Annotated in this window: 17 protein-coding genes and 1 tRNA gene; 6 read left to right on the top strand and 12 right to left on the bottom strand. The window is 32.8% G+C overall.

Features of this window, described 5'->3' with window-relative positions; genetic code table 11:
- Positions 1-37: 37 nt before the first annotated feature.
- From J3U35_RS08895 to yajC, 11 genes are all read right to left on the bottom strand, one after another.
- The gene (locus J3U35_RS08895) at positions 38-790 is read right to left on the bottom strand and encodes a type IV secretion system protein (protein WP_267360837.1); all 753 of its coding nucleotides are present in this window, start codon (positions 788-790) and stop codon (positions 38-40) included.
- 14 nt (positions 791-804) lie between these two features.
- Positions 805-3621, bottom strand: coding sequence for a VirB3 family type IV secretion system protein (locus tag J3U35_RS08890; RefSeq protein WP_267360836.1), 2817 nt, complete (start codon positions 3619-3621; stop codon positions 805-807).
- Positions 3622-3640: 19 nt separating this feature from the next.
- The gene (locus tag J3U35_RS08885; RefSeq protein WP_267360834.1) at positions 3641-3910 is read right to left on the bottom strand and encodes a TrbC/VirB2 family protein; all 270 of its coding nucleotides are present in this window, start codon (positions 3908-3910) and stop codon (positions 3641-3643) included.
- 12 nt (positions 3911-3922) lie between these two features.
- Positions 3923-4552: a lytic transglycosylase domain-containing protein gene (locus J3U35_RS08880; RefSeq protein WP_267360832.1), complete on the bottom strand. Its 630-nt coding sequence runs from the start codon at positions 4550-4552 to the stop codon at positions 3923-3925.
- A 382-nt stretch (positions 4553-4934) separates the two neighbouring features.
- A complete protein-coding gene (locus J3U35_RS08875) occupies positions 4935-6665 on the bottom strand; it encodes a hypothetical protein (protein WP_267360830.1) in 1731 nt (576 codons plus the stop codon).
- Between the two features lie 705 nt (positions 6666-7370).
- Positions 7371-7502 (bottom strand): hypothetical protein, encoded by a 132-nt coding sequence (locus J3U35_RS08870; protein ID WP_267351494.1) that lies wholly within the window; start codon positions 7500-7502, stop codon positions 7371-7373.
- Between the two features lie 385 nt (positions 7503-7887).
- A complete protein-coding gene (locus J3U35_RS08865; protein WP_267360828.1) occupies positions 7888-11022 on the bottom strand; it encodes an autotransporter outer membrane beta-barrel domain-containing protein in 3135 nt (1044 codons plus the stop codon).
- A 516-nt stretch (positions 11023-11538) separates the two neighbouring features.
- A tRNA-Ala gene (locus tag J3U35_RS08860) sits at positions 11539-11614 on the bottom strand.
- A 126-nt stretch (positions 11615-11740) separates the two neighbouring features.
- Positions 11741-12727, bottom strand: a complete 987-nt coding sequence (secF, locus tag J3U35_RS08855) for a protein translocase subunit SecF (RefSeq protein ID WP_411590612.1) — start codon at positions 12725-12727, stop codon at positions 11741-11743.
- Positions 12728-12757: 30 nt separating this feature from the next.
- Complete coding sequence (gene secD, locus J3U35_RS08850; protein WP_267360826.1) at positions 12758-14614, bottom strand: protein translocase subunit SecD; 1857 nt, start codon at positions 14612-14614, stop codon at positions 12758-12760.
- Positions 14615-14674: 60 nt separating this feature from the next.
- Positions 14675-15007, bottom strand: a complete 333-nt coding sequence (gene yajC / locus J3U35_RS08845; protein ID WP_065558440.1) for a preprotein translocase subunit YajC — start codon at positions 15005-15007, stop codon at positions 14675-14677.
- Between the two features lie 515 nt (positions 15008-15522).
- Between yajC and J3U35_RS08840 the strand changes: the two genes are divergently transcribed.
- Positions 15523-16587: a tetratricopeptide repeat protein gene (locus J3U35_RS08840; protein WP_267351487.1), complete on the top strand. Its 1065-nt coding sequence runs from the start codon at positions 15523-15525 to the stop codon at positions 16585-16587.
- 34 nt (positions 16588-16621) lie between these two features.
- Here J3U35_RS08840 and ppc read toward each other — a convergent pair whose 3' ends face one another.
- A complete protein-coding gene (gene ppc, locus J3U35_RS08835) occupies positions 16622-19267 on the bottom strand; it encodes a phosphoenolpyruvate carboxylase (RefSeq protein ID WP_267360824.1) in 2646 nt (881 codons plus the stop codon).
- 356 nt (positions 19268-19623) lie between these two features.
- On the opposite strand from ppc, the gene J3U35_RS08830 reads away from it, so the two are divergent.
- Genes J3U35_RS08830 through J3U35_RS08810 form a run of 5 tightly spaced genes read left to right on the top strand, consistent with a single transcriptional unit; the run spans position 19624 to position 25643 of the window.
- Positions 19624-20115, top strand: a complete 492-nt coding sequence (locus tag J3U35_RS08830) for an NADH-quinone oxidoreductase subunit J (protein WP_267360822.1) — start codon at positions 19624-19626, stop codon at positions 20113-20115.
- Position 20116: 1 nt separating this feature from the next.
- Positions 20117-20419, top strand: coding sequence for an NADH-quinone oxidoreductase subunit NuoK (gene nuoK, locus J3U35_RS08825; protein ID WP_267351481.1), 303 nt, complete (start codon positions 20117-20119; stop codon positions 20417-20419).
- Positions 20416-22263, top strand: a complete 1848-nt coding sequence (locus J3U35_RS08820; protein ID WP_267351479.1) for an NADH-quinone oxidoreductase subunit L — start codon at positions 20416-20418, stop codon at positions 22261-22263. The genes nuoK and J3U35_RS08820 overlap by 4 nt, the downstream gene beginning before the upstream one ends.
- 17 nt (positions 22264-22280) lie before the next feature.
- Positions 22281-23828 carry a complex I subunit 4 family protein gene (locus tag J3U35_RS08815; RefSeq protein ID WP_267351477.1) on the top strand — a complete coding sequence of 516 codons (1548 nt, stop codon included), beginning with the start codon at positions 22281-22283 and terminating at the stop codon, positions 23826-23828.
- Positions 23829-23834: 6 nt separating this feature from the next.
- Complete coding sequence (locus J3U35_RS08810; protein WP_267360820.1) at positions 23835-25643, top strand: NADH-quinone oxidoreductase subunit N; 1809 nt, start codon at positions 23835-23837, stop codon at positions 25641-25643.
- The last annotated feature ends 7 nt before the right edge of the window (positions 25644-25650 follow it).

Raw genomic sequence — 25650 nt, 5'->3', positions numbered from 1 at the left:
ATAATTGAAGAAGACCTAATTATTTTTTTAAACCTTTTTAAAAACCATCAAAACTAACAGTATTACGATTGTTTCTATCTAACTCATCCTGAAAGAACTGAAATGTTGGTGTTGTCGGTCGTAATTCTATTTCATCGATAATTTGCTCTCTTTGCTTATTTATCAATTCTTGATTAGATTCATATTGTTTTTGTGTAAGTGATAGTTTTCGTTCCAATAATGCTAATTGATTGTTAAATACTGTGATTTCATTATTGATATCTGTACTGTTTTTAATATCATCAGATTTTGCGACTTCATCGGCTAGTTTTCCTATTTTTTCTGAAATGACATTTATTTGTTCATTGACTTTTTCCATCGCAATATAGTTAGCCGCTAAGTTCAGATTTTCCGATTTACAAAGATTAATCAGCTCTTTAATATTATTTACACATCGACCATTAATATCTAATTTTGCTGCTAATGCATTAGATTCTTGTGAAAAGTTTCCGCTAATTATTGCATTATAGTCAGGCATAATTTTATCAATGGCATTAATATCCTTAAGTAAGCTTTTAACATTAAAATTTCGAACTTGATCTCTAATACCTCTTAAAGTACCCAGTTGTTCCTGACCTAAAGTAAGATTACTATTATGAAAGCTGTTTGTTGATTGCCATTGTTGTAGTTTTTCTTGCCACTCATTGAGTGCTCTTATACTGGCTGCGCCATCAAATACAGGAACACCTGCAGATAATGCGTTATAAGATATAAAGCATAAACTTAACATTAATAATTTTGTTTTTTTCATTGTTTTCTCTCCCTTTATTGATTTATATTTTCAGCTTGTAATAAATGACCTAATTTTTTAATCCAGATTTGAGGGTCATCTGTTTCTGCTATTAGTTTATCGGCGACTGCTCGTTCTGATGAACCAATGCTCAATATACGTAAATTCTCACCTAGGCAACCTAAATTTAATCGACAAACGATACTTTCAGGTTTTCCGGTATCGACACTGGTTTTTTTTACTAAAAATTCTCTATCTGCTTTTTTCAAAGTCTTTAGTAATTGAAACTCTTTTTCAGTAAATTTTAGACGTTCAATAAAATAATCTTCCCGATATACTTTTTCTGGCATAACTATTTTAGTTTCTGTCTGTGTTAGTAGTACTTTGTATGTTTTGGTATGTTCAATCGAAGTCAAATCTTGCGTTGCACCGCCAATAAATCCTTGTAATTTACGGATAACCCTAAACAGATCGTCGATCATGTTGTCAACCGTAGGACATTCTGCATATTTTTGTATTTCGTCGATAAAAACACCAATCCGTTGACCATTCAATAACAATTTTATTTTGTGGAGAATGTAAAACATTAACGGATCTAAAATTTCCTTATCATCTAAAAACTCTGTGCCATCAATGCCAAAAGTATTGTATTTTTCGATATCAAGATCATCTATTTCATTATCAAATACCCAACCTAAAAAACCATTTCGGCTCCATTTTTGCAGTCTTTCATGAATCGATTTTTCTCGTTTATCCTCAGCCTGTTCTATGTCCAATGTTTGAAGTAATAATGAAATACCAAAACTTCTTTTGCTTCTTTCTCGGGACATGACTTGATTAACGGCTCTATATATCTCTTTATCTTGTAATACAGATACAGGACCACCGTCTAATGAGCAAAGTAGTTTAATAAATGAAACTAAAAAATTAATGTTTTCTTGCGTGCTTTCAAGCGCAAAAGGATTTAGATTGGTATTGAATCCTTTTCTGAGACTAATGTATTTTCCACCTAAGGCTAACATATGCATCTGAACAGCCCTATCTTTATCAAAATAGATAAATCTAAATTTTTTGGTTTGTTCTAATACATTGGTTTTAAACGATGTTGGACTATTAAATTTTAAACTTTGTTCCAATATCCAGGATGCAAGAACCGTTTTACCGGCGCCTGTTCCACCAATGATCATGAAATTCCCGACTAGATCTTTACCTAAATCATTAGTAAATGCGTTTTCTTCATGAATATTGAAATAATAGGGTTGCCCGCCTCTAGTTTGTAATACCGTTAACGCATCTCCCCAACAATTGCCGATTCGTTTGCCAGCTAAAAAATTGTGTAATCCCGTTGTTCCTGCAAAATTTTTACTGGTAATTTCAACGACGCGTGTTCGATATTTAAAATTTGAAGGCAACTGCGCAAAGAAATTAGGTTTTAATGATATTGTGCTATCTTGTGCAATAAACCCTTTATTATTTAGCGATTGTATAATTTCTTTTGATTGGTTTTGGACTTGCTCAAACGTATTGGCACGAATAAATACGTTAAAATGGTATTCTCCAATCGAAATATTGCCACTTGCTAAATCATCAATAAATAAATTAAGAGTCATAACTTGAGACACACCATCATCGTTTGATGATTCAAATTGATTTTTCTTCCTTTTTATTAAATCCACTCCTTTTTTGGCTGATAAAATAGAAAAGGATTGCGTTATACAAATATCTATCGGTAAAGCGAGAAGAAAATCAAAGATACCTTGATTGGTTTCGTTGGAATAAGTTTTTATTTCAACGCATTTTATGTATTTAGTTTGATTATTTGACTTTGCGATAACTGTCTGTTCACCAAAATAATAATCAGACGTGGCTAATAGGTTGGATAACCTTGTCGGTTCGATTATTATCGGTCGATCAATACCACTTAATATTAAGTTATATAATTCAATCAATTCTGAATAAACATAGTCATTTTTGTTATATAACCCTAGTCGCCTTGAGCCAAATTCAGATAATCCTTTATCAAATCTGAAACAAAGATCTTTCATTTGTAATAAGTTATTATCAATGAAATCTTGTTTTTCTTTGATATTAATCGATTTTTTGCCTATCAATTTTGTAATTATACTGGTAATGAAGCTATCTGCTTTATCTTGTAAATCCGCGCCTTTCATCACCAAAGAAACATAAATAAATGTCTCTTTATTCTGCTGACTTTTTAGGTAATCGAGATATCGATTATTATTTTGTTCAGCAAACCAAAACCCCGTAAAATCACCGCCTATTTTGATATCTGTATTTTTTTTGATGACATTTACATATATTGCTATGTTTTCATTTGAAAATGAGCGAATAAAATTATCAAGTTCATTTTTTCTGATATCAAGTTCATCATCACCTTTTGTTTCAAAGGAAATACCTTTTACTTCCCATGTCGCCACTAAATCACCATTTTTGTTAATAATAATGTGATTATCGATATGACTTGAGTAAGGTATGTTTTTTTCGATAGTTGAAAAATGTTTTAAATTAATATTATTATCCACTTTTATTGCCCGATAAGACGATGATGTTACATAATCTATATTATTGCCATATAGCTTTTTACTTTGTGACAAACTGGTCGTTCCGCTTGAAACCAATAATTTCTTTCCCAATATAGAAAAAAACATTTCATCCTTTTTATTTAAAGCAACACAGGTAATAAAAAGGAAAATACCTAAACCGACAAAAAAGTATGAAATAAACATACATAGCATTACAGTTATCCAAGCGATAAATATGATTAACTGTAACGGTAATCCCAACACTAGTGCGGGTCTGGTTAATGCCTTGTATAAAATATCTTTTTCCATTTATTTGACACTTTTATTTTTAAAAGAAAATACCAATTAATTCTGCCGCTCCTCCTGCAAATGCAACCCCAATAACCCATTTAGAGCACTCTTCCCATGTTTTTGTGCCCCGCCAAACTATAACACCAACAAGTAGACCAGTTATAAGAAATACGACCCCAACAATGGCATGTATCGAAGTTTGCAAATCTTTCATACCACCGGTGGTTTTGGATAGTCCTGCTGCAAAACTTGGGTTAGTAATCAAAATCCCGATTGACAACCAAAATAAATTTTTAATTAATTTCATTTTTTATCTCCATTAGTTCATATTGATCGTTTTTTTCAAAAACGATTCTTTTTTCTTGTGATTAGAAAAATTTTTTACTTGATTAGTATTTTTAACATGTGATGATCTGGCAACTTGTGTTGATGGTTGATTTTGATGATAATTTTCAACTTGATTTTTGAGTTGATAAAATTGGTCATAATCAAAATTGATAACAACATTTTCTTGCTTGTTAGCATAAGATGTTAAAAATCGTTCAACATAACTATTATTAAAATCACGTTTGAAACCGGTTTTATCATTGCCACTGTAATAACAGCTCAATGCTTTCCCTATATCTTGATAATTTGAGTAACAATCTTTTAATATGACACTTGATAATTTGATGTTGTTACAAGGCTCTACTGCGTCAAGAACAGGAATATTAAATCGATGAAGATTTTTGATGTTGATTTGAGCAAGACCTACCGAATAATTTTTGTTTCTTTTTTCTAAATCATTAATAGTGTGCCAAAAATCATTTAAAGAAGTAGGTTGAGGAACAGAAGCGCCCACAACACCTATAGCATAAGGGTTATAACCGCTTTCTAATTGAATTAATGGTTCTAATAAATCAGAACTTACATTTAAAGCACAAGCTGTTAAAAGCGTAACTAACTCCACTTCCTCATTTCCTTCTATTCCTAATATAATGATATACGATTACAAATTATTGTAATTTTTTATTATTTTATTTTTTGTTTATAGTTATTTGATTTTTATTAATTTATTTTCAAAATCGCACAAATCGCTAATTGAAACGAATTTGTAAAGATGGGTCGTACTATAATAGCTATTTTCGATATTTTCAGTTCTAATTTAGTAAATTTTGTAATTATAATTGTTGTTTGTTAATTATTATCTTTACGAAATATAACGATTTTTTTTGGAAAAAGATAACCAAAAACTAGACAGAATAAGCTTTTCTCTATAGTTATTGAAACGTAAAAATTTTTTAGTACGTACGTTACCCTTATGTTTTTTTTGAAATCGTTATCACAAATTGTTAATCTTTAATCACTTCATGATTTATAATCGTTGGTTGAGCGGTAGGATTACTTTCGATGTCAATCATTATTTCATCAGACAGGTTTTTATCTTTTTTAAGTTTGGATGCTAAAAAATCTTCTAATCCTGTAGTTTGATTAAGTAATTCTTTATCCACAGTGGTCTCATTTTTTTTCTGTTTTTTGACTGGTTGTTTTTCAACCTTGTTTTTTGGTGTTGTTTTTTTGTAGGTAAGTTCCAATCTAGGTGCTATCTGTAATACTTTATCTAATTTAGATACGATTATTGGGCTACTGTAAGCTAACTTAGGCAAGCCTTCTAATCCGATAATTAAGCCGCAGCGTTTCGGCAAATTCTGTATAACACTCGTTTCAATATAATTGGCTTTTTGTTTAAAGATGGTTGTTTCTTTGCTTGCCATTTCTACGTTTGCATCATTTAAGCTTAAAGTTCTTCTTTCTACATCTTTTAGCGTTTCTGAAGTTAAATTACTTGCCCATTCCGCACTATCTTTTATATCAAGTTTATATATCCATCTTAGTCCAACATTGTCGAGCATGATATTTTTGGTCGATGCAGGATCAAGATCTTGGCTTGCCCCAACTAAATCACCTAACGATTGGTGAGTATAGATAATATTTGCTTTTTTATCTCGTATTGTTCCCATCATTTCTAACGTGTTTTTAGATAAAATATATCGAACTTCATCAAGCATGATATTAATGTGTGTTAAATCTTGTTTTCTGTCCCTTTTTTCGATGATCTGCGTTATTCTTAACAGCAACATTTTTTGTAACATAACAACATTTTCATCTCTTAACGATCCTGTTATATATAACATGCCGGGTTTATTGCCAGATATAATGTCTTTTAAGTTAATTCCTTTATCAGTTTGAATACACTTTAATTCAGATAATTCTTCAAGCTGACCGAAAAAACTTGAACCTTGCTGTTTTAGTTCATTAGGTAGTTTATTCCATTTTTCCATAATCGTGTTGATGTTGATATTATCTGGTTCATCCTCAAACTGATTAGCCAATTCACGACATACTTTTCTATCACCAATTTTATAAAAGTCAGCATTTGTTCCTGTTCTGCCAAGTCCAAAACCGGCTACAAATAATTCATTAAGTTCTGTGACGGTAATATCTTGGAATATATTAAATTGAGGCTCTGCATCTCGATTAAGATCTATATAAAAGAACTGATCTTTCTTTGATTTATTCTTGAAAACACTATAAGCCCATTCGTCGTTTTTAGGGTCGAACCATACGTTGAAATCATTATAGTTTTCATAACATTGGATAAATACAGATGTTGCTAATACACCTTTACCACTTCCCATTTTTCCGATTATTTGTACGTTAGTTTCATTCCATATACTTTTTTTATAAAATATGGGTGTCGATTCATCATCAATACCAAGAAATAACGAATCTTTTTGTTTCGCTTCTTGATAATAATCTGATGGATCATAAATATCGACTTCATTAAATTTTAAATCTTTAACATCCAATAAACTACCGCTTCTTAAATCAGATTTCTTAATATTTGAAATCATTGATTCATTAACTTTCTTATCTAATTCTGAAAAAAACTGTTTTGTATATTTATGATAGATAATCAGATAACAAGTTACCGATACAACAAATGCAACAAATATCCATGCAATGCCATAAATATTATATTCACTAAAAAGATAGTATTTATAGTACTTTAAATTAATCATTTTACCTAAACCCAAAAAATAAAAAACAATATTTATTAATAAGTTAGATAGAATGATAAAACAAAAAACAATTGATAAATAGTTTAAAATAACGCCAAATAGCCTGATAAAAAAGATATTGCTGACAGGGTTATCATAATTGATATATTTGAACGCAAACTTTTTTCTTTTTTTTCCATCGACTGAAAGTTCAAACTTCCCTTCATCTCTTGTCGTAGAAATCATGCCTAATTGATATATATTTTGAGTGATTTTTAATGAAAAAAATATGAATGAAAATAGGAAGAACCAGATTAAAAATAGCATTTCTGCACTATGATAAAAGAAATTCGTTGAAAAAAAGTTCAGAAAATTGGCTAGTTTTATACTGTAAAAAGATTTCATACTTTTACCCATTAAAGATTTAAAACAACTTCAATACTGCTGTTTAATGATTTTGTTAGAACGGTTATAAACAATTGTTCATTTCACTTTCAATTTATTATTTTTTTTATAAATTATTACCAAATTGGTTAGCTAATCTATTGACGTAAGTCGGTTATTTTTTCGAAAAATAGGATAGGCATCAAGCTGTTTTTGGATAAGATTTGTGATGAAGTGAGTGATAAAGTAAATTTTAATGCAGTGAAATTTACTTATATTAACCTTTTGTTTTTCATACAATAGACTTAATTTCTTATTGTCATTGATAAAATTACGATATGATTATTTTGCTAGATTATTAACGTATTTCAATGCTTCCTCAATAAAATGTTGTACAAGATTAGCGTTTAAATGTTTGATGATTTCATCATTCAATCCGAATTCATTAGCTTGTTGTTCTCGTTTTTCAAGCATACACTCAAAACCTCCACTTGCGTAAATATCAGAAGTCTTCTTTTTAAATTACTGGCTTGTTTGACCTGTTCAAATCGATATGCCAAGAATTTAATGATAGTGTTATCAATATTGTTGATTTCTTTTATAAAATCATGAATTTTTTAATAATTATTAAATTAATGATAAAGGGAACATTCAATTGTCATGAATAAGATTCTAAGGTTTATATTACTTTCATCGTACAAAAACCAATAACTTTGCTGTTGTAATTAAAAAAATGATTTGTTCAACTGATCGCTCATTAAATTTCAATTAGGGGGAATATTTGGTTACGACATATATAAAAAAAGCTTATCCAATAAGGATAAGCTTATAAAGTTAGTTTGTTAGGATTTTATTGTTATTAAAAGTTGTATCGGTAACCCAAGTTGATCTGCTTTTTGTTAAACTTATTCCCTTTAGCAAAATCGACTTCACTGTAGATATGATGATTATTTTGTATGGTTGCGTTTATACCAAGTGCATTTTCAAACCAATGTCCACGATATTGATTAGATTCCTTGATATGATTTAATCGGTAAGAAGTATCACCATCAAACTCTTTAACATACCCTGTTTTTAAGTAAATATTGGTTTGATTTTTGATATTCGGTATCGCATATCCCATTATGACACTTGTACGTCCTATCAATGAGTTATAGCGATCATATTTAACTTTGAGTGCATTGCTCGCTTTTGTTGAATCAGCGCCATTACGAGTATAAACAACTTGTAGCTGAGGTTCTGCATATAACCCTTGTTTTTCATCAGAAAGGTAAAAACGTTTCCCTGCTTCTAACGATAGACTTAGCGCATGGGTATTCCCTTTACCCGAAATATTTTTACCTTGGCTATCTCTAACATCAAATTGATTTTTTAATTTGGATAATTTGAAAATGCCGTCTAAGTAAAAATCGTTATTGGTGATATAAGTAGAATAGAGACCAACATTATAGTTTTTTCCTGAACCACTTCCTTGTTTAAAATCTTGATCTACATCATAGTAGCCAATCATACCACCTAAATAGAAACGACCATTTTCAGATTCATAAACCAGTTTATCAATACCACTTTGTAGCCCCCGATAATTCATTTTATAATCATTATAATCAACTGATGCAAATGAGTTTAATTGACCAACGACGCCTCTAATCCAAAAATCGCCTTGATGATCCGATATATTCCGTAAATCACCTATTCGTTGTAATAAAGTTTGGATATCAATATAAACAAGCAGATAGTTAGTATTTGCAAAGCTTAGCGTTGCTTGAGCCGTTGAAGTTTTTGATGGTTTTGAAGGTTTCTGTTTTGAACCTGTACTATATAACTCCCAACCACCAAGATCGTCTGAATCAGGATCAGTAATTTGTCTGAGATCATATTCATAACCACCTAATTCAACTTTATTGATTAATTTGAAATCGGCATGATTTCCATTAGTTTCAATGATGTCAATTTTTTCTGTTCCTGTCGTACTTTGCGATCCATCATTTTTTACAATGACATAATGTTGCCCATTCGTCCCATCTTTATCGGTTATTATTAATTTATCTGTTTTTTGGTTAACAATATCAGTTTGGAAATAAAAGCGACTATTATTACCCGTTAGTTTATTTGTCTCTAAGACGGTATAATTTGAAGGTTGGTTAGCATTTTCAAGTAATTTACCTTGCTCATCTTTCCAATTGTCATAGCGATTGAGATAAATTTCACTATCTTGGACATTTAAATTAGTCACATTTGAATCACGTTGAATGTACCATGTAGATTGATTATTCAAGCTTATGTTGGATTGACTTGTCTGATTGTCTTTGTCTAAGGTTTTATCCGTAAAGATACTCCCTTTTAAGATCGATGCATTAGACGTCAAATTAAAACTACTTGAAACCTTATCAGTCACTTTAGCCGTTCCACCACCATAAGTAACATTTAATAGATCGGTATTTTCAGCAGCTGTTGCCGAACTATTTTTTAATAACAGCACACCATTTTTTACTGAATCAGCCACAGTCATAGCTAAATTATTATCGTTGATATGCGATAACATACCGACATCAAGGCTGTGATCCCCGACCTGAATTAAATTACCGCTAGCATAGGTATTATTTCCATTTTTGTCACAACCACCAAGTTTACAGATAAAACTGTTATTATCACTGGTATTAATCAATTCGAACTTGCCTGATTTTCCATCACTGGTAATGTCTACATTTTCGAGCATCATATTTTGGGCAAGATCTTTTGCCGAAGAACCATCTTCATTCAGACTGTAACCATTGCCAAAATTAAAACGTATTGCTGTGGTCGCTGAATGAATCGTACTACGACCTTGTCCATCCAACGCATGCATTTTTATGCTTGCTCCATCACCAATAAGTCGAAGACCATAAGAATTTTCTGAATCTGTTTTTATATGAGTTTCACCATAAGTTTCAATGCTTGAAGACGCGAGTTCCGATCCTATTTCACCGCCATGCTTAAAGATTTTTCCATCCTTATGCATTGTCCCTAATCGACCAGCGTTAATACCATCAGAAATGCTTCCTGTAGTATGAATTTGCGTGACAAAATTACTGTGTTTGTCGTTATTTAAAATGACAGATGAACCACCCGTTGCTCGAATACCCCGTGAATCCGTTCCATTAGTCTGTATAATTAAAGATCCTTTATCATAACCTTTGGCAATAACCTGTGACTGTTCCAATGTTCGAATTGCTGAACCGGCCCGACTAGCAAGGCTACCAATTTCACCTCCAGCAAATGTGACGGTTGACCCTTTATTTTTGGTATAAACTCCCATGACATAATCTTGAGAAGAATCAGTATTAATTTTAACAAGATCAAGATCTATCGTTCCTTTGCCTTCTGCCCATATGCCGGCACTTGATCCACCAGTGTTAGAAATTGTCGCAATTGACAATCCATTATTACCTTGGATTTTTATACTACCGTTGTTGACACCAATTGTTCCATAAGGTGTTGTGGCATTTTCAACTGATAAATCTAATTTATCAGCAAAAATAGTTAATTGACCGCCAGAGCCTGCCCATAATGCATTGTTTGCATTCCAATCGTTGGTATATTTATCCTTTGATTTGATTGTCACGTTATTTGCTTTAACGGTTGCTGTGGCACCTTTTTCAACAGAAATACCTCGACCTCTTTGATTTTTATTGTCGCCGATATCGATTGTTATATCTTTTGTTGTATCGGAAGCGTTTAATAAATAATTCGCATTACTACCAGTTACATTAATTCCGTTACTATTTGACTCAATCCCAGGATTATTGATAATTAAGCTACTAGCGGTATCATGGTTAACTGTCGCCCCTGCGTTAACATTAATATTGGTAAGATTATTCTCATTCGTCTCGCAAGAGTTAGTGGCATTAATTTGACCATTTGCGATACTACATGGTAAAGCATTAACATAAGTCGCGCTGGAAAGCGTTATTAATGCTATAGTTTGATATACAACAGAAAACTTATGATTTTTCATATAAATTAATAGCCTATAAAATATTTAACCTAAAATTAAATCAAAAAAAACATGATGTAATTTTCATTACATCATGTCGTTCTATTTTTTATTTTTCATAAAAACAGAATGTCAGTTTTAAAACATATTGATCTATTCATCGTTTAAAATAGATGTTTTGTCAGGGAGATTCACAAAATCAACCTTACATAATTATTATAAATTAAATATTATTTACTTACTATATACATTTCTTTACCATTCTTTAACTTTATATGATTTTCTTGCGAATTTTGGCATAGTAACGGTATATATAATCTTTTAGGATTATTAATAAAGCCTTATGCAATCAAGATAGTTAAATTTTCGTTTTAGCTTTTGCCTATTTTAATTATAGATGTATTCAGATATTTACTTGTAGGTATATGCCTTTAGGAGAATGAGTAACGCGATAACAGGAATGATAATGAAGTAGGATTTAATATCTTTAGTGTCATCGTTTGTGTTTGATTAACATTGACACATGAATTTAAAAAGTGGTGGAGCCAAGGGGGATCGAACCCCTGACCTCAACGCTGCCAGCGTTGCGCTCTCCCAGCTGAGCTATGGCCCCAAGTAGAAAGGGATAAAACTGTGGCTAATAATATTCAACTCGATAATAGGTGTCAATCTATTTAATATCATTTGTTTAAATAACAATCTGATATAACTCTGCTGGGCATCCAGCAGAGTGTAAAAGTTAGCGCATAATTGAAGGTTGATCAGCACCCTCAGCTTCACTTTTTTGCGGCATAAAGTGTTCTCGTTTAACGCCTAATTTTAGTGACATGTAAGCTGCTACATAAATTGACGAAATAGTGCCTAAAACAATACCAACGCCCAATGTTTCTGAAAAACCTTTTAGCATTGAACCACCGAAAATATAGAGAATAATGACTACTGCCAAGGTTGTACCTGATGTCATTAAAGTTCGGTGTAAGGTTTGAGTCAATGAGATATTAATCACATCATAAGGCGATGCTCGACGAATTTTCCTGAAGTTTTCACGAATTCTGTCAAATACTACAATGGTATCATTAAGTGAATAACCGATAATTGAAAGCATGGCAGCAATTATGGTGAGATCCAACTCCCGATCAAACAGTGATAAATAGCCTGCAGTGATGATGACATCATGCGCAAGCGCAACAACCGCACCTGTTCCAAATCGCCATTCAAAACGAAATGCAATGTAAATTAATATGCAAACCAATGCAGCGCAGATAGCTAATATCCCATCTTGAGCAAGCTCAGAACCAACGGTTGGTCCAACAAATTCAATTCGTTTTATTTCTGCATTTGCATCAATATCTTTATGAATTAAATTTGAAATGTTGACTCCTAACGCATTATCAATAACTGAAGATACGCTACCGTCATCCTTTTTTTCTGAAGCAAGTCGAATGATAATATCTTTACTGCTTCCATAATATTGAACAACGGGCTCATGATAGCCAGCATTGCGTAAACTGTCACGGATGTCGTCAAGATTTACTGGTTTGGTCACCGTAATTTCGACTGTTGTACCACCTGTAAAATCTTGTCCCAAATTAAATCCTTTGGTCAAAATTACATAAATTGATCCAACAACAAGTAACATTGATATTGCAAAAGCAATAAAACCAAACTTTAAGAAGTCGAGGACTCTGCGACCATGATTTAGTTCTTTAACATCATGATTTTTTATATCATTACTAGTAACAATCACAATAAACCTCTAAATTGATAACTTGTTGACGCGACGACCGCCATAAATAAGATTTGCTAATGCTCGAGTACCGACGATAGATGTAAACATTGATGTTACTATACCGATACCTAATGTAATCGCAAAACCTTTGATTGAACCGGTACCGACTGCATAAAGGATAACCGCAGTAATTAATGTAGTGATATTTGCATCAAAAATACTGCTCCAAGCACCTGCATATCCTTCATTAATCGCATGTTGAACATTACGACCGTTACTCAGTTCTTCTTTTATTCGTTCATTGATCAGTACGTTTGCATCAACAGCCATACCGACAGTTAATACAATACCAGCTATACCCGGCATACTTAACGTCGCACCAGGCAATAATGACATCGCACCAACAATTAATATTAAGTTAGCAACTAACGCTAAACTCGCAAATACTCCAAATAGTCGATAAACCACTAACATAAAGATAACTGAGATTAATAATCCCCATACACAAGATTCTAGCCCTTGAGTAATATTTTCTTGCCCCATTGATGGACCAACAGTACGCTCCTCAATGATTTGAATTGGCGCTATTAATGCGCCGGCACGTAGTAAAAGTGACAAATTTTTAGCTTCATTAATGTTACTAATGCCTGTAACCTGAAAACGATCACTGAAGATGCCTTGAATTGTTGCAACATTGATAACCCGTTCAAGTCGTTCAAAAATTGGTTTATCATTTTCATCACGTTTACCAGTATCTTTATATTCGACAAATAAAGTAGCCATTGATTTATGCAGATTTTTTTGAGTAAAATCGAGCATAGTTTTTCCCCCTGAACTATCAAGGGTAATAGAAACCTCTGGTTGGGAATATTCATTCAATCGGTAAGAAGAATCCGTTATATGGTCACCAGTCAGGGCAATGCGTTTATACAACAGTACCGGACGCCCGTTTTCCATATATTTTATTTCTGAACCATAAGGAACACGCATTTGACCGTTAATGATAGCAGCCAAATCCGCTGAATTGTTTTCATTTACTTGTCTAAACTCAAGTGTAGCGGTTGCACCAATAATGCGTTTAGCCAATGCGGTATCTTGAATTCCCGGTAATTCAACAACAATTCGATCCGAACCTTGACGTTGTACAATCGGTTCAGCAACACCTAGTTGATTAACTCGGTTACGTAAAATCGTTGTGTTTTGCTGAACAGCATCGTTTTTAGCTTGTTGTAAGCGTTGTTCACTTATATTGATTATGATGCTGTTGTCGTTTTGAGAGTCAATCTTGTAATCTTGTAAATTATTGATTTTAGCAATGGCTTTGTTTCGATCTTGTGTATTAACAAACTCCATGACGATTTGTTGCTCACTATTGCGACTCAAGGATTTAAAGTTTAGTTTGCTATTATTAAAATCAGACTTTAGGTTTTCAATTGATTGCTCTACGAGTTTGTCTAATGCCGTTGTCATATCCACTTCCATCAAGAAGTGAACTCCCCCACGCAAATCTAGTCCTAATTTCATAGGTGAAGCACCAAACATGGAAAGCCACTTTGGCGTTGCGGGCGCTAGATTTAAAGCAACAATATAATTTTCACCTAAATCTTTTGAAATAAGTTCTTTGGCTTTAAGTTGCGTATCGTTATCAGCAAATCGAATTAAAATGGTTCCATTTTCGTAAACAATTGACTTGATATCGATGTGATTATCAGCTAGCAATTTTATTACATTGCTTTGCGTAGCCGTTTCAATTTTGGCACTATCCGAGCCAGAAATCTGTATAGCTGGATCTTCACCATAAATATTAGGAAGCGCATAAAGTAGGCCGACACAAATTATGACGACCAACATAATGTACTTCCACAAAGGATAGCGATTTAACACGACATATTCTCTTGTGGGGTTAGACTATTAACACAATGAATTATTATAATAATATTGTTATTATAATGATTTCATTGTACCTTTTGGTAATACAGATGTAATAAAATCACGTTTGATTATTACTTCAGTTGAATCATTTAATTCTAATGCAATATAACCATTTTCGTTCACTTTAGAAACACGACCGATCAATCCACCATTGGTTAACACTTCATCACCTTTTGAAATGGATGACATTAATTCACGGTGTGCTTTAGCACGTTTTTGTTGTGGACGCATGATCATAAAATAGAAAAATAATCCAAAAACAACAAGCATGATCGGTAAAAAATAAGGATTGCTTTCAACGGCTTGTCCGTCAGCTGCGTACGCTTGATTAATAAAAAAGTCCATATTGATCCTCTGAATTCAAATTTATTTTATAAAGGTCGAAATTGTATCATAAAAAAAAGGTTAAATATGTACTATTTGTTGCCCCTATGCCTAAGAAAGCATAAAGATTAAAATATATTTAAATTATTCACTACTAAATATTTTAAATAGAATAAATAAGTTAATAAGGTAATTTATACCTAAAACAAAGTAATATTTGTCGATTTTTTAATTAAATATTATCAGAAAGTACTTGAATTCTTTATCCGATCAATAGAAACTAAACAGAAAGTTAACCCACCTTTTGTATGTTAGTAACCGTATTATGTACGTTTAAAAGTTATGTGATTTGATAACTAAATTTTTGAATTATAATATAATAGTATGATTTAATTGATTAATAATAAATTAATTTTGCTCAGAACTTAATTTTTTTATATAGAATCTATCGATTATATCTATCAAAAAACATATAAACTATTTATTTTTATCTTGTTAATATATACTTAATAACACTTTTATTATGAATAAAAACTATGAAGACATTTCAATTATTATTGGTATTAATGTTATCTTTTTCATTTAGTGTCAAAGCTAATGAAAATGGTGCATCAAAAGCTCCAGAACTAATAATGACTGATCCTAGCTCATTGATTCCTTCTTTAAAGCTTTCGGCAGAAAAAGGGGATGCACAAGCACAATACACTTTAGGTAATATTTATAAACAAGGTTTAGGCGGTATTGAAGTTAATCATGTTCGCGCGCTGTTTTGGTTTAAAAAAGCAGCTGACCAAGGATTAGCTAAAGCCCAAAATAATTTAGCATATATGTATCAAAATGGTTTAGGAACTAAGCGTAATTTATCGAAGGCATTTAAATATTTTAAATTGGCAGCGGATCAAAATTACAGTTTTGCACTTTATAATTTAGCTTTAATGTACAAAAATGGGGAAGGTGTCGCCAAAAATAACGATAGTGCTATTAACTATTTTATTTTAGCTGGTGATCAAGGCGTGTTTGATGCTTACCTAAACCTAGGCATTATGTACTTTTTTGGTGATGGTGTAGAAGAAGATCGTATGCAAGCAGCCGATTGGTTTAGTAAAGCAGCGAAATATAATGTGCCTGAAGCCTTATATTATTTAGGATTAATGTCGGAACACGGCGATGGTCTGACTCAAGATTATGTTGCTGCAACCTATTTTTATACGCAAGCGGCAGAATATGGTAATGTACTTGCAATGTATAATTTAGGCATTATTTATGCCACAGGTACAGGCACTAGACCTAATAACCAATTAGCAGCCCATTGGTTCTCTAAAGCAGCAGAAGCGGGTAATGCAGATGCACAATATAATATTGGCGTAATGTATGATGTCGGCGGTGGTGTTCCAAAAGATATTAAAAAAGCGATTGAATGGTATATTAAAGCCGCTGAACAAGGCAGTGCTGATGCTCAATACAATTTAGCCATTAAATATCTTGAAGGTGAAGGTATCAAGAAAAATAAAGATACGGCAATTTACTGGTTTACTAAAGCGAGTGAGCAAGGTGATCGAGATGCTAAAACGTATTTAGATGAACTTTTAGCAGATAAATAAAAAAGGGCGATTGCCCTTTTTTATTTTTATTAAGTTATCCAGAATTTCTCATTCCAGCAGCAATACCTGATATTGTGATCATTAATCCTTGTTCAACTATTGTATTTTCTTCATCATTACGTTGACGAGAACGATTTAATAGTTCTGCTTGTAATAAATTCAACGGTTCAATATAAATATTTCGTAAAGCAACGGATTGCGCAATCCAAGGTAGATCGGCCATTAAGCTATCATCGTCAGTAATGGTTAAAACAGTATTAATATCATCTGTTAATAAATTACGTAACTCTTCTCCTAATGGCCACATGCTAGCATCAACTAAACGTTGTTCATAATACTCATGAATTTTTGGTGCAGCTTTAGCGTATACCATTTCTAACATACCTAATCGTGCATTAAAGAAAGGCCAGTTGTGATACATGTCTTTGAGCAAATCTTTTTTCCCCTCTTCAATCACTTTTTTTAAGGCACAGCCAGCACCAAGCCATGAAGGAACCATTAAGCGATTTTGTGTCCAAGCAAAGATCCATGGAATAGCTCTAAGACTTTCTATTCCGCCACCTGTTCGCCGTTTTTGAGGCCTTGAACCAAGAGGTAATCTTCCTAATTCTGCTTCGGGGGTGACCGTTCTAAAATAATCGACAAATTCTGCTTTTTCACGAACATAACGTCGATAGCACTGACATGAAATATCTGACATTTCATCCATGATATTGCGCCATGCTTGTTTCGGCTGTGGAGGAGGTAATAAATTTGCTTGAAGTATAGCTGAAGCATATAACATTAAGCTACTGAGCGCGACTTCCGGTAAACCAAGTTTAAACCGAATCATTTCACCTTGTTCAGTGACACGAAGCCCTCCTTTTAATGAACCAGGTGGCTGAGAAAGGAGTGCCGCATGTGCTGGCGCCCCACCACGCCCAATTGAACCGCCTCGCCCATGGAATAAAACAAGATTGATATTATATTTTTCAAATAAGGCGACTAATTCTTCTTGCGAACGATATTGTGCCCATGATGCCGCAAGGGTTCCTGCATCTTTAGCTGAATCCGAGTAACCTATCATGACCATCTGTTTACCTTGGATTTTTTGTCGATACCAAGGAATATCCAATAATTTTTGCATGACAGTCTTCGCATTATTCAAATCTTCTAATGTTTCAAATAGCGGTGCCACCGGGATATTTTTTTCACAATCGACTATTTTTAAGAGCAAATATACCGCTAAAATATCCGAAGGTGCTTTTGCCATTGAGATAACATAAGAAGCAATCGACTCTTCACCAGCTTTTTTAATTACACGACAAGTGTCAAATACTTCTTTAACGATTTGACTAGGTTGCCAATGATAGGGTAATAATGGACGATTAGATTGAAGTTCGGTTAATAAAAATGCTTGTTTCTCTTCTTCAGACCATTGTGCATAACTTCCTAGATTAAGTTCTTTCGTTAATTCATCAAGTGCTTCAGTATGAACAGAACTATCTTGACGTATATCTAATTTGACTAACTGTAATCCAAAGCTTTTTATTCGACGTAATGTATCAAGTAAAGGTCCGTGAGCAATAGTTGACATCCCATTATCAATTAATGATTGGTAACAAATATAAAGTGGATCCCAAAGTTGGTTATTTTTAATTAAAATATCAGCTGGAGCTAGGACTTGTTCATTATTGAGTACTGATACTATGTAACTGTGCGTTTTAACTAAACGGGCTCGTAGCTGCTTCATCACCGCTCGATAAGGTTCTGATGCTGTTTTATTTGGCTCATCTAACAGATCAATAACAGATTGGTTACACTCTGTCATCGATAACTCTCGCACTAATATTTGAATATCTGCTAAAAATAATTCAATTGCTTTTAATTTAGCTTGTAACATGACTTTTTCTGTCACATCAGCTGTGACATTAGGATTACCATCACGGTCTCCCCCCATCCATGAGGTAAATTTTATTGGAACATGTTCAACAGATAGTTGTTGATTAAACGCATCAACGATTTGATCATTAAATTCCCGTAAAAAGAGAGGAACACCTTGCCATAAACTGTCTTCTATAACAGAAAACCCCCATTTAGCTTCATCGAGAGGTGTAGGCCGTTTTTTACGTATTTCATCCGTATACCAGGCCTGACAAACTAGCTGTTTTAATCGGCGCATAATACGTTCAATTTCGTAATCAGCAAGATCATTATGATCTAATTGCGATAAGCAATTATTTATTGCGGTATAGGTATTAATCATTGTACGACGATTAATTTCGGTTGGGTGAGCAGTCAATACTAATTCAATCGATAAATCGTTAATGGCTTGTGTGATAGTTTGCTCAGAAAAGTTTAAATTTTTTAGGGTAGTAAATAAGTCTGTCATTTTTTTTGGACTGCTCGCCGCTTCCCCGTGCGGCGAAATGCCATAATATTCTGCCGCAATATTTACTAAGTTTAGAAACTGGTTAAATGCTCGAGCAACATGTAATAAATCTTCATCATTGAGATGTTCTATTAATTTGAGTAACTCTTGATGAGATTGCTTATTTCCTTGTTGAGCCGATTTTGATAGCTTCCTTATTTTTTCGACTAAATCAAAAGTTTCGTTACCGGTCGCTCGTTTTATTGCATCGCCAAGGAGGGTACCTAACATATTAACATTACTTCGCATAGAGGAGTATTCACTGTTCATTTTGATCTCATTTTATGTATTTAAAAATTAGGGTTAAGCAACTTTAAGCTGTAAGGGCATGTTCACAATTTAAAGAAATAAGTATAAATAATGGCTAATTTGCTCAAGTTATATACTTTATATCAATGCTTAATTGAATTTAAATAATAAAATTTTATGGTTTTTATTTTTTTTTATGTTTTAATTATATTGAAAATATAATGCACTTATTCTTTAAATTCTTAGCTAATATTAAAAAATAACGTTCTATTTTTTATTAAATCACTGTTTTTCAATGAATAGCTCGCCTGTAATCTGTATCTTGCTTTAATTTGGGTATATACTAATAAGATTGAGAATATATATTGGATTATTTAATGATCGCTGTTTTTTATATTGCGTCGATTATAGCTATTTTTGCTAGCATGAAAGTGATTAGTTGCTTACAAATAGATAAAGCTATTTTGTACCTTATTGTTTCGCTTTTTGCTTCAGCGTTGATATTGATTCTACTTAATACTTATTTATCAGCTGTGCTTTATATCGTGTTCTTTATTGGCGGAACAGTAACGCTTTTTTTATCCATTGCAAGTATACTTAAAATTCGTAAAGACAATGTAGAAAATGATAAACATGGTATTAGCCCTAAAATATGGTTAGTCCCGCTAATGTTAGCTTTTGTTTTACTGGTCATCCTTATTTATGGAGTAGTAAGCACTGACTATTCACAGCTAAAAGAGCCACATGAATTAACCCATGAAATTTCAATATATGCCTATATTTTAATGGCAGAATTGGGAATATTTTTATTATTAGGTGCAGCGGTCATTGCTTATCATTTTATGCATCGTTTGTCGTCGGAGAGCTAATATGATTCCATTAATGCATAGCCTTATTTTAGCTTCTATCTTATTTGTCCTTGGTTTACTAGGCGTGATGATTCGGCGCAATCTCTATTTTTTGCTCCTTAGCCTAATCATAATGAATAATGGTGCCATTATTGCTTTAATTGCTGCAAGTAGCCACTGGCAACATACAGATGGGCAAGTACTGGCTATTTTAGCGATTGTAGCGGTACTTGCCGAAGTGTGCGTTGGACTTGCCCTTTTTAGAAAGCTAGTTTACCGAAAGAAAATTTTTAACATTGACTCATTAAGTGAAATGAAAGGATGAATTTACTCTATTTAACTATCATTGTTCCTTTGCTTTCTTTTTTAGCCCTTGTTAGCTTAGGAAGACAAATACGATCAATTAATATCATCATTATCGGCATTAGTACTATGCTGATTGTGGTATTAATTACCATATTTTCTTGTATTGATTTTGTTACTAACTCAGTCCCTGATATGTCATTAATTTATAGCAGACCATTATGGAATTGGTTTTCTATAGGGGATTTTGTTGTTCCCATTACTTTAACCTTAGATGGTTTGTCATTAACTTTTCTTGTGTTAATTGCTTTTTTGGGCATGCTTATCTATTTTTTTGCTGCGTATTATTTAACATCTCAAAAAGATATTTATACTTTTTATGCTTATAGCAATTTGTTAATAGCCAGTATGTTAACAATTATTTTAGTCGATAATCTGTTGGTCATGCTAATTGGTTGGGAAGGTGTTACATTAAGTATTTACTTACTTATTGGTATTTACTATAAACAAATCCGTAATGGTTTTGCAGCTGTTAAAGCGTTTGTGATCATGCATTTGACCGATGTTTTTTTACTCATTGGTGTGTTTTTAATTTACCAAACGCTTCATACGTTAGATATTCGGAATATATTGACTCTCGCACATGCTAATTTAGCTATCGATTCAGATATCATCTATTGGATAACATTAATGCTATTGCTTGGTGCAATGAGTAAATCAGCGCTGTTTCCAATGCAATCATGGTTTACTGAAAGCACCTTAGCACCCATGCCTGCAATGGCGTTAATGCAAAGTTCAACGGTAATCTTAGCGGGTGTTTATTTAATTTTAAGACTCAGCAATTTGTTTATGATGTCAAGCGATGTACTTTCTATCATGACAATAATTTCATCGCTAACAGTTTTATTTGCGAGTTCTATTGCTCTTGTACAATACGATATTAAACGTATAGTCACTTTCATAAACCTGACACAAATTAGTTATCTGTTTTATGCATTTTCAACTCAACATTGGAGTTTATCACTTAATTGTTTAATCAATTATACAATGACAAGTACGTTACTCATATTAGCCTCGGCAATACTTATCAAAAAATGCCAAGGTGAGCGTGATATAAGTAAAATTGGCGGTTTATATAAAAAATTCCCCGTTTTATTTATCATTTTTTTAGTCATTCTGTTATCGCTTAGTGCAATGCCTTGGATTTCAGCTGCCTTTTACATTAAAGGTGACATTATTTGGGGATTAATGGCTCAAGATAATTTAATGAATGGAACCATTGGGTTATTAGGTATTTTGCTCTCGAGTGTTAGTATATTACGTTTAATATTTATGGTTTTTTATCATAAACCTAAAATTAAACAATTTGCCAAAACGAATTGGATGAGTTATTGCCCTATTTTCTTATTGTTAATATTTACCTCATCATTAGTTATCTATTTTCCGTTACCCATAAAAGGAATAATTCCAATTGCTGCATTAGATACTAATGTAAAATTGTCATTCCAGCTTCTTTTTGCTGCGGTAACGTTACTTAGCATTATCATCGCTTATACACTATTTGCTCATCCTAATAGTGAAGTGAAAGAAGTGTTAAACACGCCCATAGTGAAATTTTTTACACGACTGTGTAAAGCAGAATGGCGATTTGATTATTTACTCAATATTGTTTTTGTTAAGCCTTTCATCTTTTTAACCAGTAAATTGAAAAAGGATCCATTAGCAACTTGGGACAATTGGGTTATGCTGGGTATAAAAAAAATCAATTCATATATTGTCGGCTTCGAAAATGGACATCTCAGATGGTATATGGTTTCAATTGTAATGGGTAGTATTATTATATTAATGTTACTTGTGTTTATTTAATAAAGGTGCAATCTTTCATGTTGTTATGGCTTATTTTCTTACCTGTGACAGGTGGATTTATCGGTTGGTTATGTCATCTTTTTTTACAACGAATGGTAGCATCTGTTGATGCGCAATCACGTTGGAATAAACTGCCAATTTGTATCGCATTCATGACGATTATCATCTCGCTAATATTGGTGATTAATTTTTGGCTGGATGCGCAAGCTATTATGGATCAAGGAAATAGTTGGGTAGAAGAAGTCAATTTTGAATGGATTCCGTTATTAGGTATTCGTTTTCACTTAATTTTAGATGGGCTATCTATCATTGTTATTACTTCAACACTCATTATTGTTTTATTCACTATCGCCTATTCAAGCAAAGAAAGCATTAATAATACTGGATTATATTATCTGTGTATTTTAGCAATGACATCAGCTGTCATGATGTTATTTACAGTTACGGATCTCTTTTTGTTATTCTTTTATTGGGAAGCTGTTGCGATTCCTATCTATTTTTTAATTTCTTTATGGGGAAGACGAGATTCCAATTCTCAGCTACGCTTTAATGGTGCAAGTAAATTTCTTATTTATACGCAAATCAGTAGTTTGTTAATGTTAATCTCGATTGTTTCATTAGCTCTCATTAATTGGAATTTAACGGGTCATTGGACTTTTGATTATCAAATCCTAACCAAAACGCCTATATCAAGTAAAACAGAATATTTATTAATGCTAGGATTCATGGCTGCCTTTATTGTGCGTATTCCTTTTGTTCCATTTCACAATTGGTTTATTGAAGCACATATCGAATCGTCAACAACCGGTTCAATGATGATTAGTGGTTTATTACTTAGTACTGCCACTTTTGGGTTATTGCGTTTTGTCATACCACTATTTCCTAATGCTTCTGCAACAATTGTACCTTTAATTTTAATACTTGCATTAATCACCGTTTTTTATTCTGCACTACTTGCATTTAATCAAACGGATATTAAAAAACTAATTGCTTATGTTCATATTGCATTGATGGGCTTTGTGACCGCTATCATATATAGTGGTTCATTAATCGCCTACCAAGGAGTGGTCATACAAATTATTGCGATTAACTTAGCGATTGTCGGTATGTTCATGATTAGTGGTTTATTAGTTGAATGTTATTCAACACGTAACATCAGTCAATTTACTGGATTGAAAGAGCGAGTCAAATATTTATCATCATTTACGTTATTTTTCATATTGGCCGTATTGGGTATACCTGGCACAGCTAACTTTATAGGAAATTACCTGATGTTACTTGGAAGTTTCACAACATTTTCTTATTCTACAATTTTATTAGCATTAGGATTACTTATGCTATCTATTTCATTCATTATTCGTATGCAACCTATTTTTCATGGCGGTCACGATAATAATGAAACCATGAAAAAGTGTTTTCTTAATATCAAAGAGCTTTTATTGTTAAGTAGTTTATTGGCTGTTCTTATTTTTATCGGATTATATCCTAAAGTCATTTTAGATATGTCATATTCTGTCATGAATCAAACTCAACACTATATAACAACAGAGCGCATGGGAGAGTAATAAGATATGATAGCTTTATCACCTATTTATATATTAAGTCTTACTATTATTGCGCTAATGTTTGCATTATTTCGTTTCAAAGTAAGTACAAAATGCTGCGCTATTTTATCTTTATGTGGTTTGATATTCGCATTAATTTGCGCTTCTGTCATGGGATATAAAATTTCAGCCAATGATCAGAAAATTTCAGATATCAGCAGCGATAATATGCAAATATTTATCTCTTCTTTGCCACTGACTTCTCCTGATTTTCAGAATGCAAAATTGTTAGCAGTGGATGCCGCACCAACTCAACCAGATCCACAAACTAATCAGACAGAAGCACTGAGTGACAATAATAATGATGCAAGCGTAGAATCAGCAACTCAAGTCCGCCAACCTCAGTTAGACGAATCCAATTCGGAACAGACTATAACATCTGAAACACCGAAAAATGAAGACATTGCGGATAACCAAGAAAAAAATCAATCCCATTCAGATATTCAACAACCGAATAATGTAAATATTTGGAACTCCCAAGAAATTACAGTACTTTTCACCTGTGATGGCTATGGTTTACTTTATACCAGTTTGATTTTATTAATTTCAATTATCGTCAGTTGCTTAGCATATCGTTGGTTTAAGCAAGAACAAAAGTCTCATGGATTATTTTATATAATATTACTTTTCATGGCATTAGGTGGAGTGACCTTAGTCTACGCCAGCCATTTAATCGCTTTCTTTATTGGTATTGAGTTGCTTTCCATTCCTTTTGTGGGTTTAATAGGATATCAATATATTCAAACCCACTCCCTTGAAGCAGCAATTAAATATATGATTTTATCCGCCGTTGCAAGTGCTTTTTTGCTAATGGGTATTGTTTTTTATTATGCATCCACTGGTGAATTAACGTTCAGTGGTTTAAGTTATCAGTTATCCACTATGACCTACCCAAGCACACTGTTATTAATGGGGGTCTGTTTAATGCTTGTAGGTGTCGGTTTTAAATTATCACTTGTTCCTTTCCAACTTTGGTTACCCGATGTTTATCAAGGTGCACCAACGGTTGTCGCACTTCTTTTATCCACAGTGGGTAAAGTTGCGATATTTTGCGCTATCGCAAGACTATTTTTATTAGCTCCTATTGTAAACAATGAAACCATCCGAATTATTTTAGTTGTGATGGCATTTTGTTCTATTTTATGGGGTAATTTATTTGCTTTTATGCAAAGTAATTTAAAACGTCTTCTTGCATATTCCTCAATCGCACATTTTGGTTATTTATTAATTGCATTAATTGCTGTGCAATATCAAGTTTTGGCCTTAGAAACAATCGGCATTTATTTGATAGGTTATATTCTTGCAAATATTACTGTTCTGGGCGTAATTAGTTTAGAATCTCACTCAAATGAGCTTCAAGATCATGAAAATGAGCTAGATTTGTCGGGATTATTTTGGCGACGCCCTATCCTTGCATTATCTATGGGAATAGGCTTGCTTTCATTAGCTGGCGCACCTTTAACTCTCGGTTTTATTAGTCGATTTTTATTAGTCCTATTAGGTGTCACCGCTGAACTATGGTGGTTAATGGCAGCAGTTGTAGTCGGTAGTGCGCTAGGCCTATATTTTTATGCTCGTTTAGTGATCAACCTTTATATCAAACCAACTTGTCGAGAAGATCAATTTATCAATAATTCAGTAGTAAGTTTTAAATGGCATAAAATTGGAATGAGTGAGTTACTCATCACCCTTTCTGCTTTACTTATTATGATTTGCGGAGTCTATCCTAAATGGGTATTTAACTTAGTGAGTATGGCACAATACTTAACGGCTTAAACTAATT

This window comes from Gilliamella sp. B2717, assembly GCF_026536675.1.
GTDB classification, from domain to species: Bacteria; Pseudomonadota; Gammaproteobacteria; order Enterobacterales; family Orbaceae; genus Gilliamella; species Gilliamella apicola_I.
This window is presented reverse-complemented; position numbering and strand designations above follow the sequence as displayed.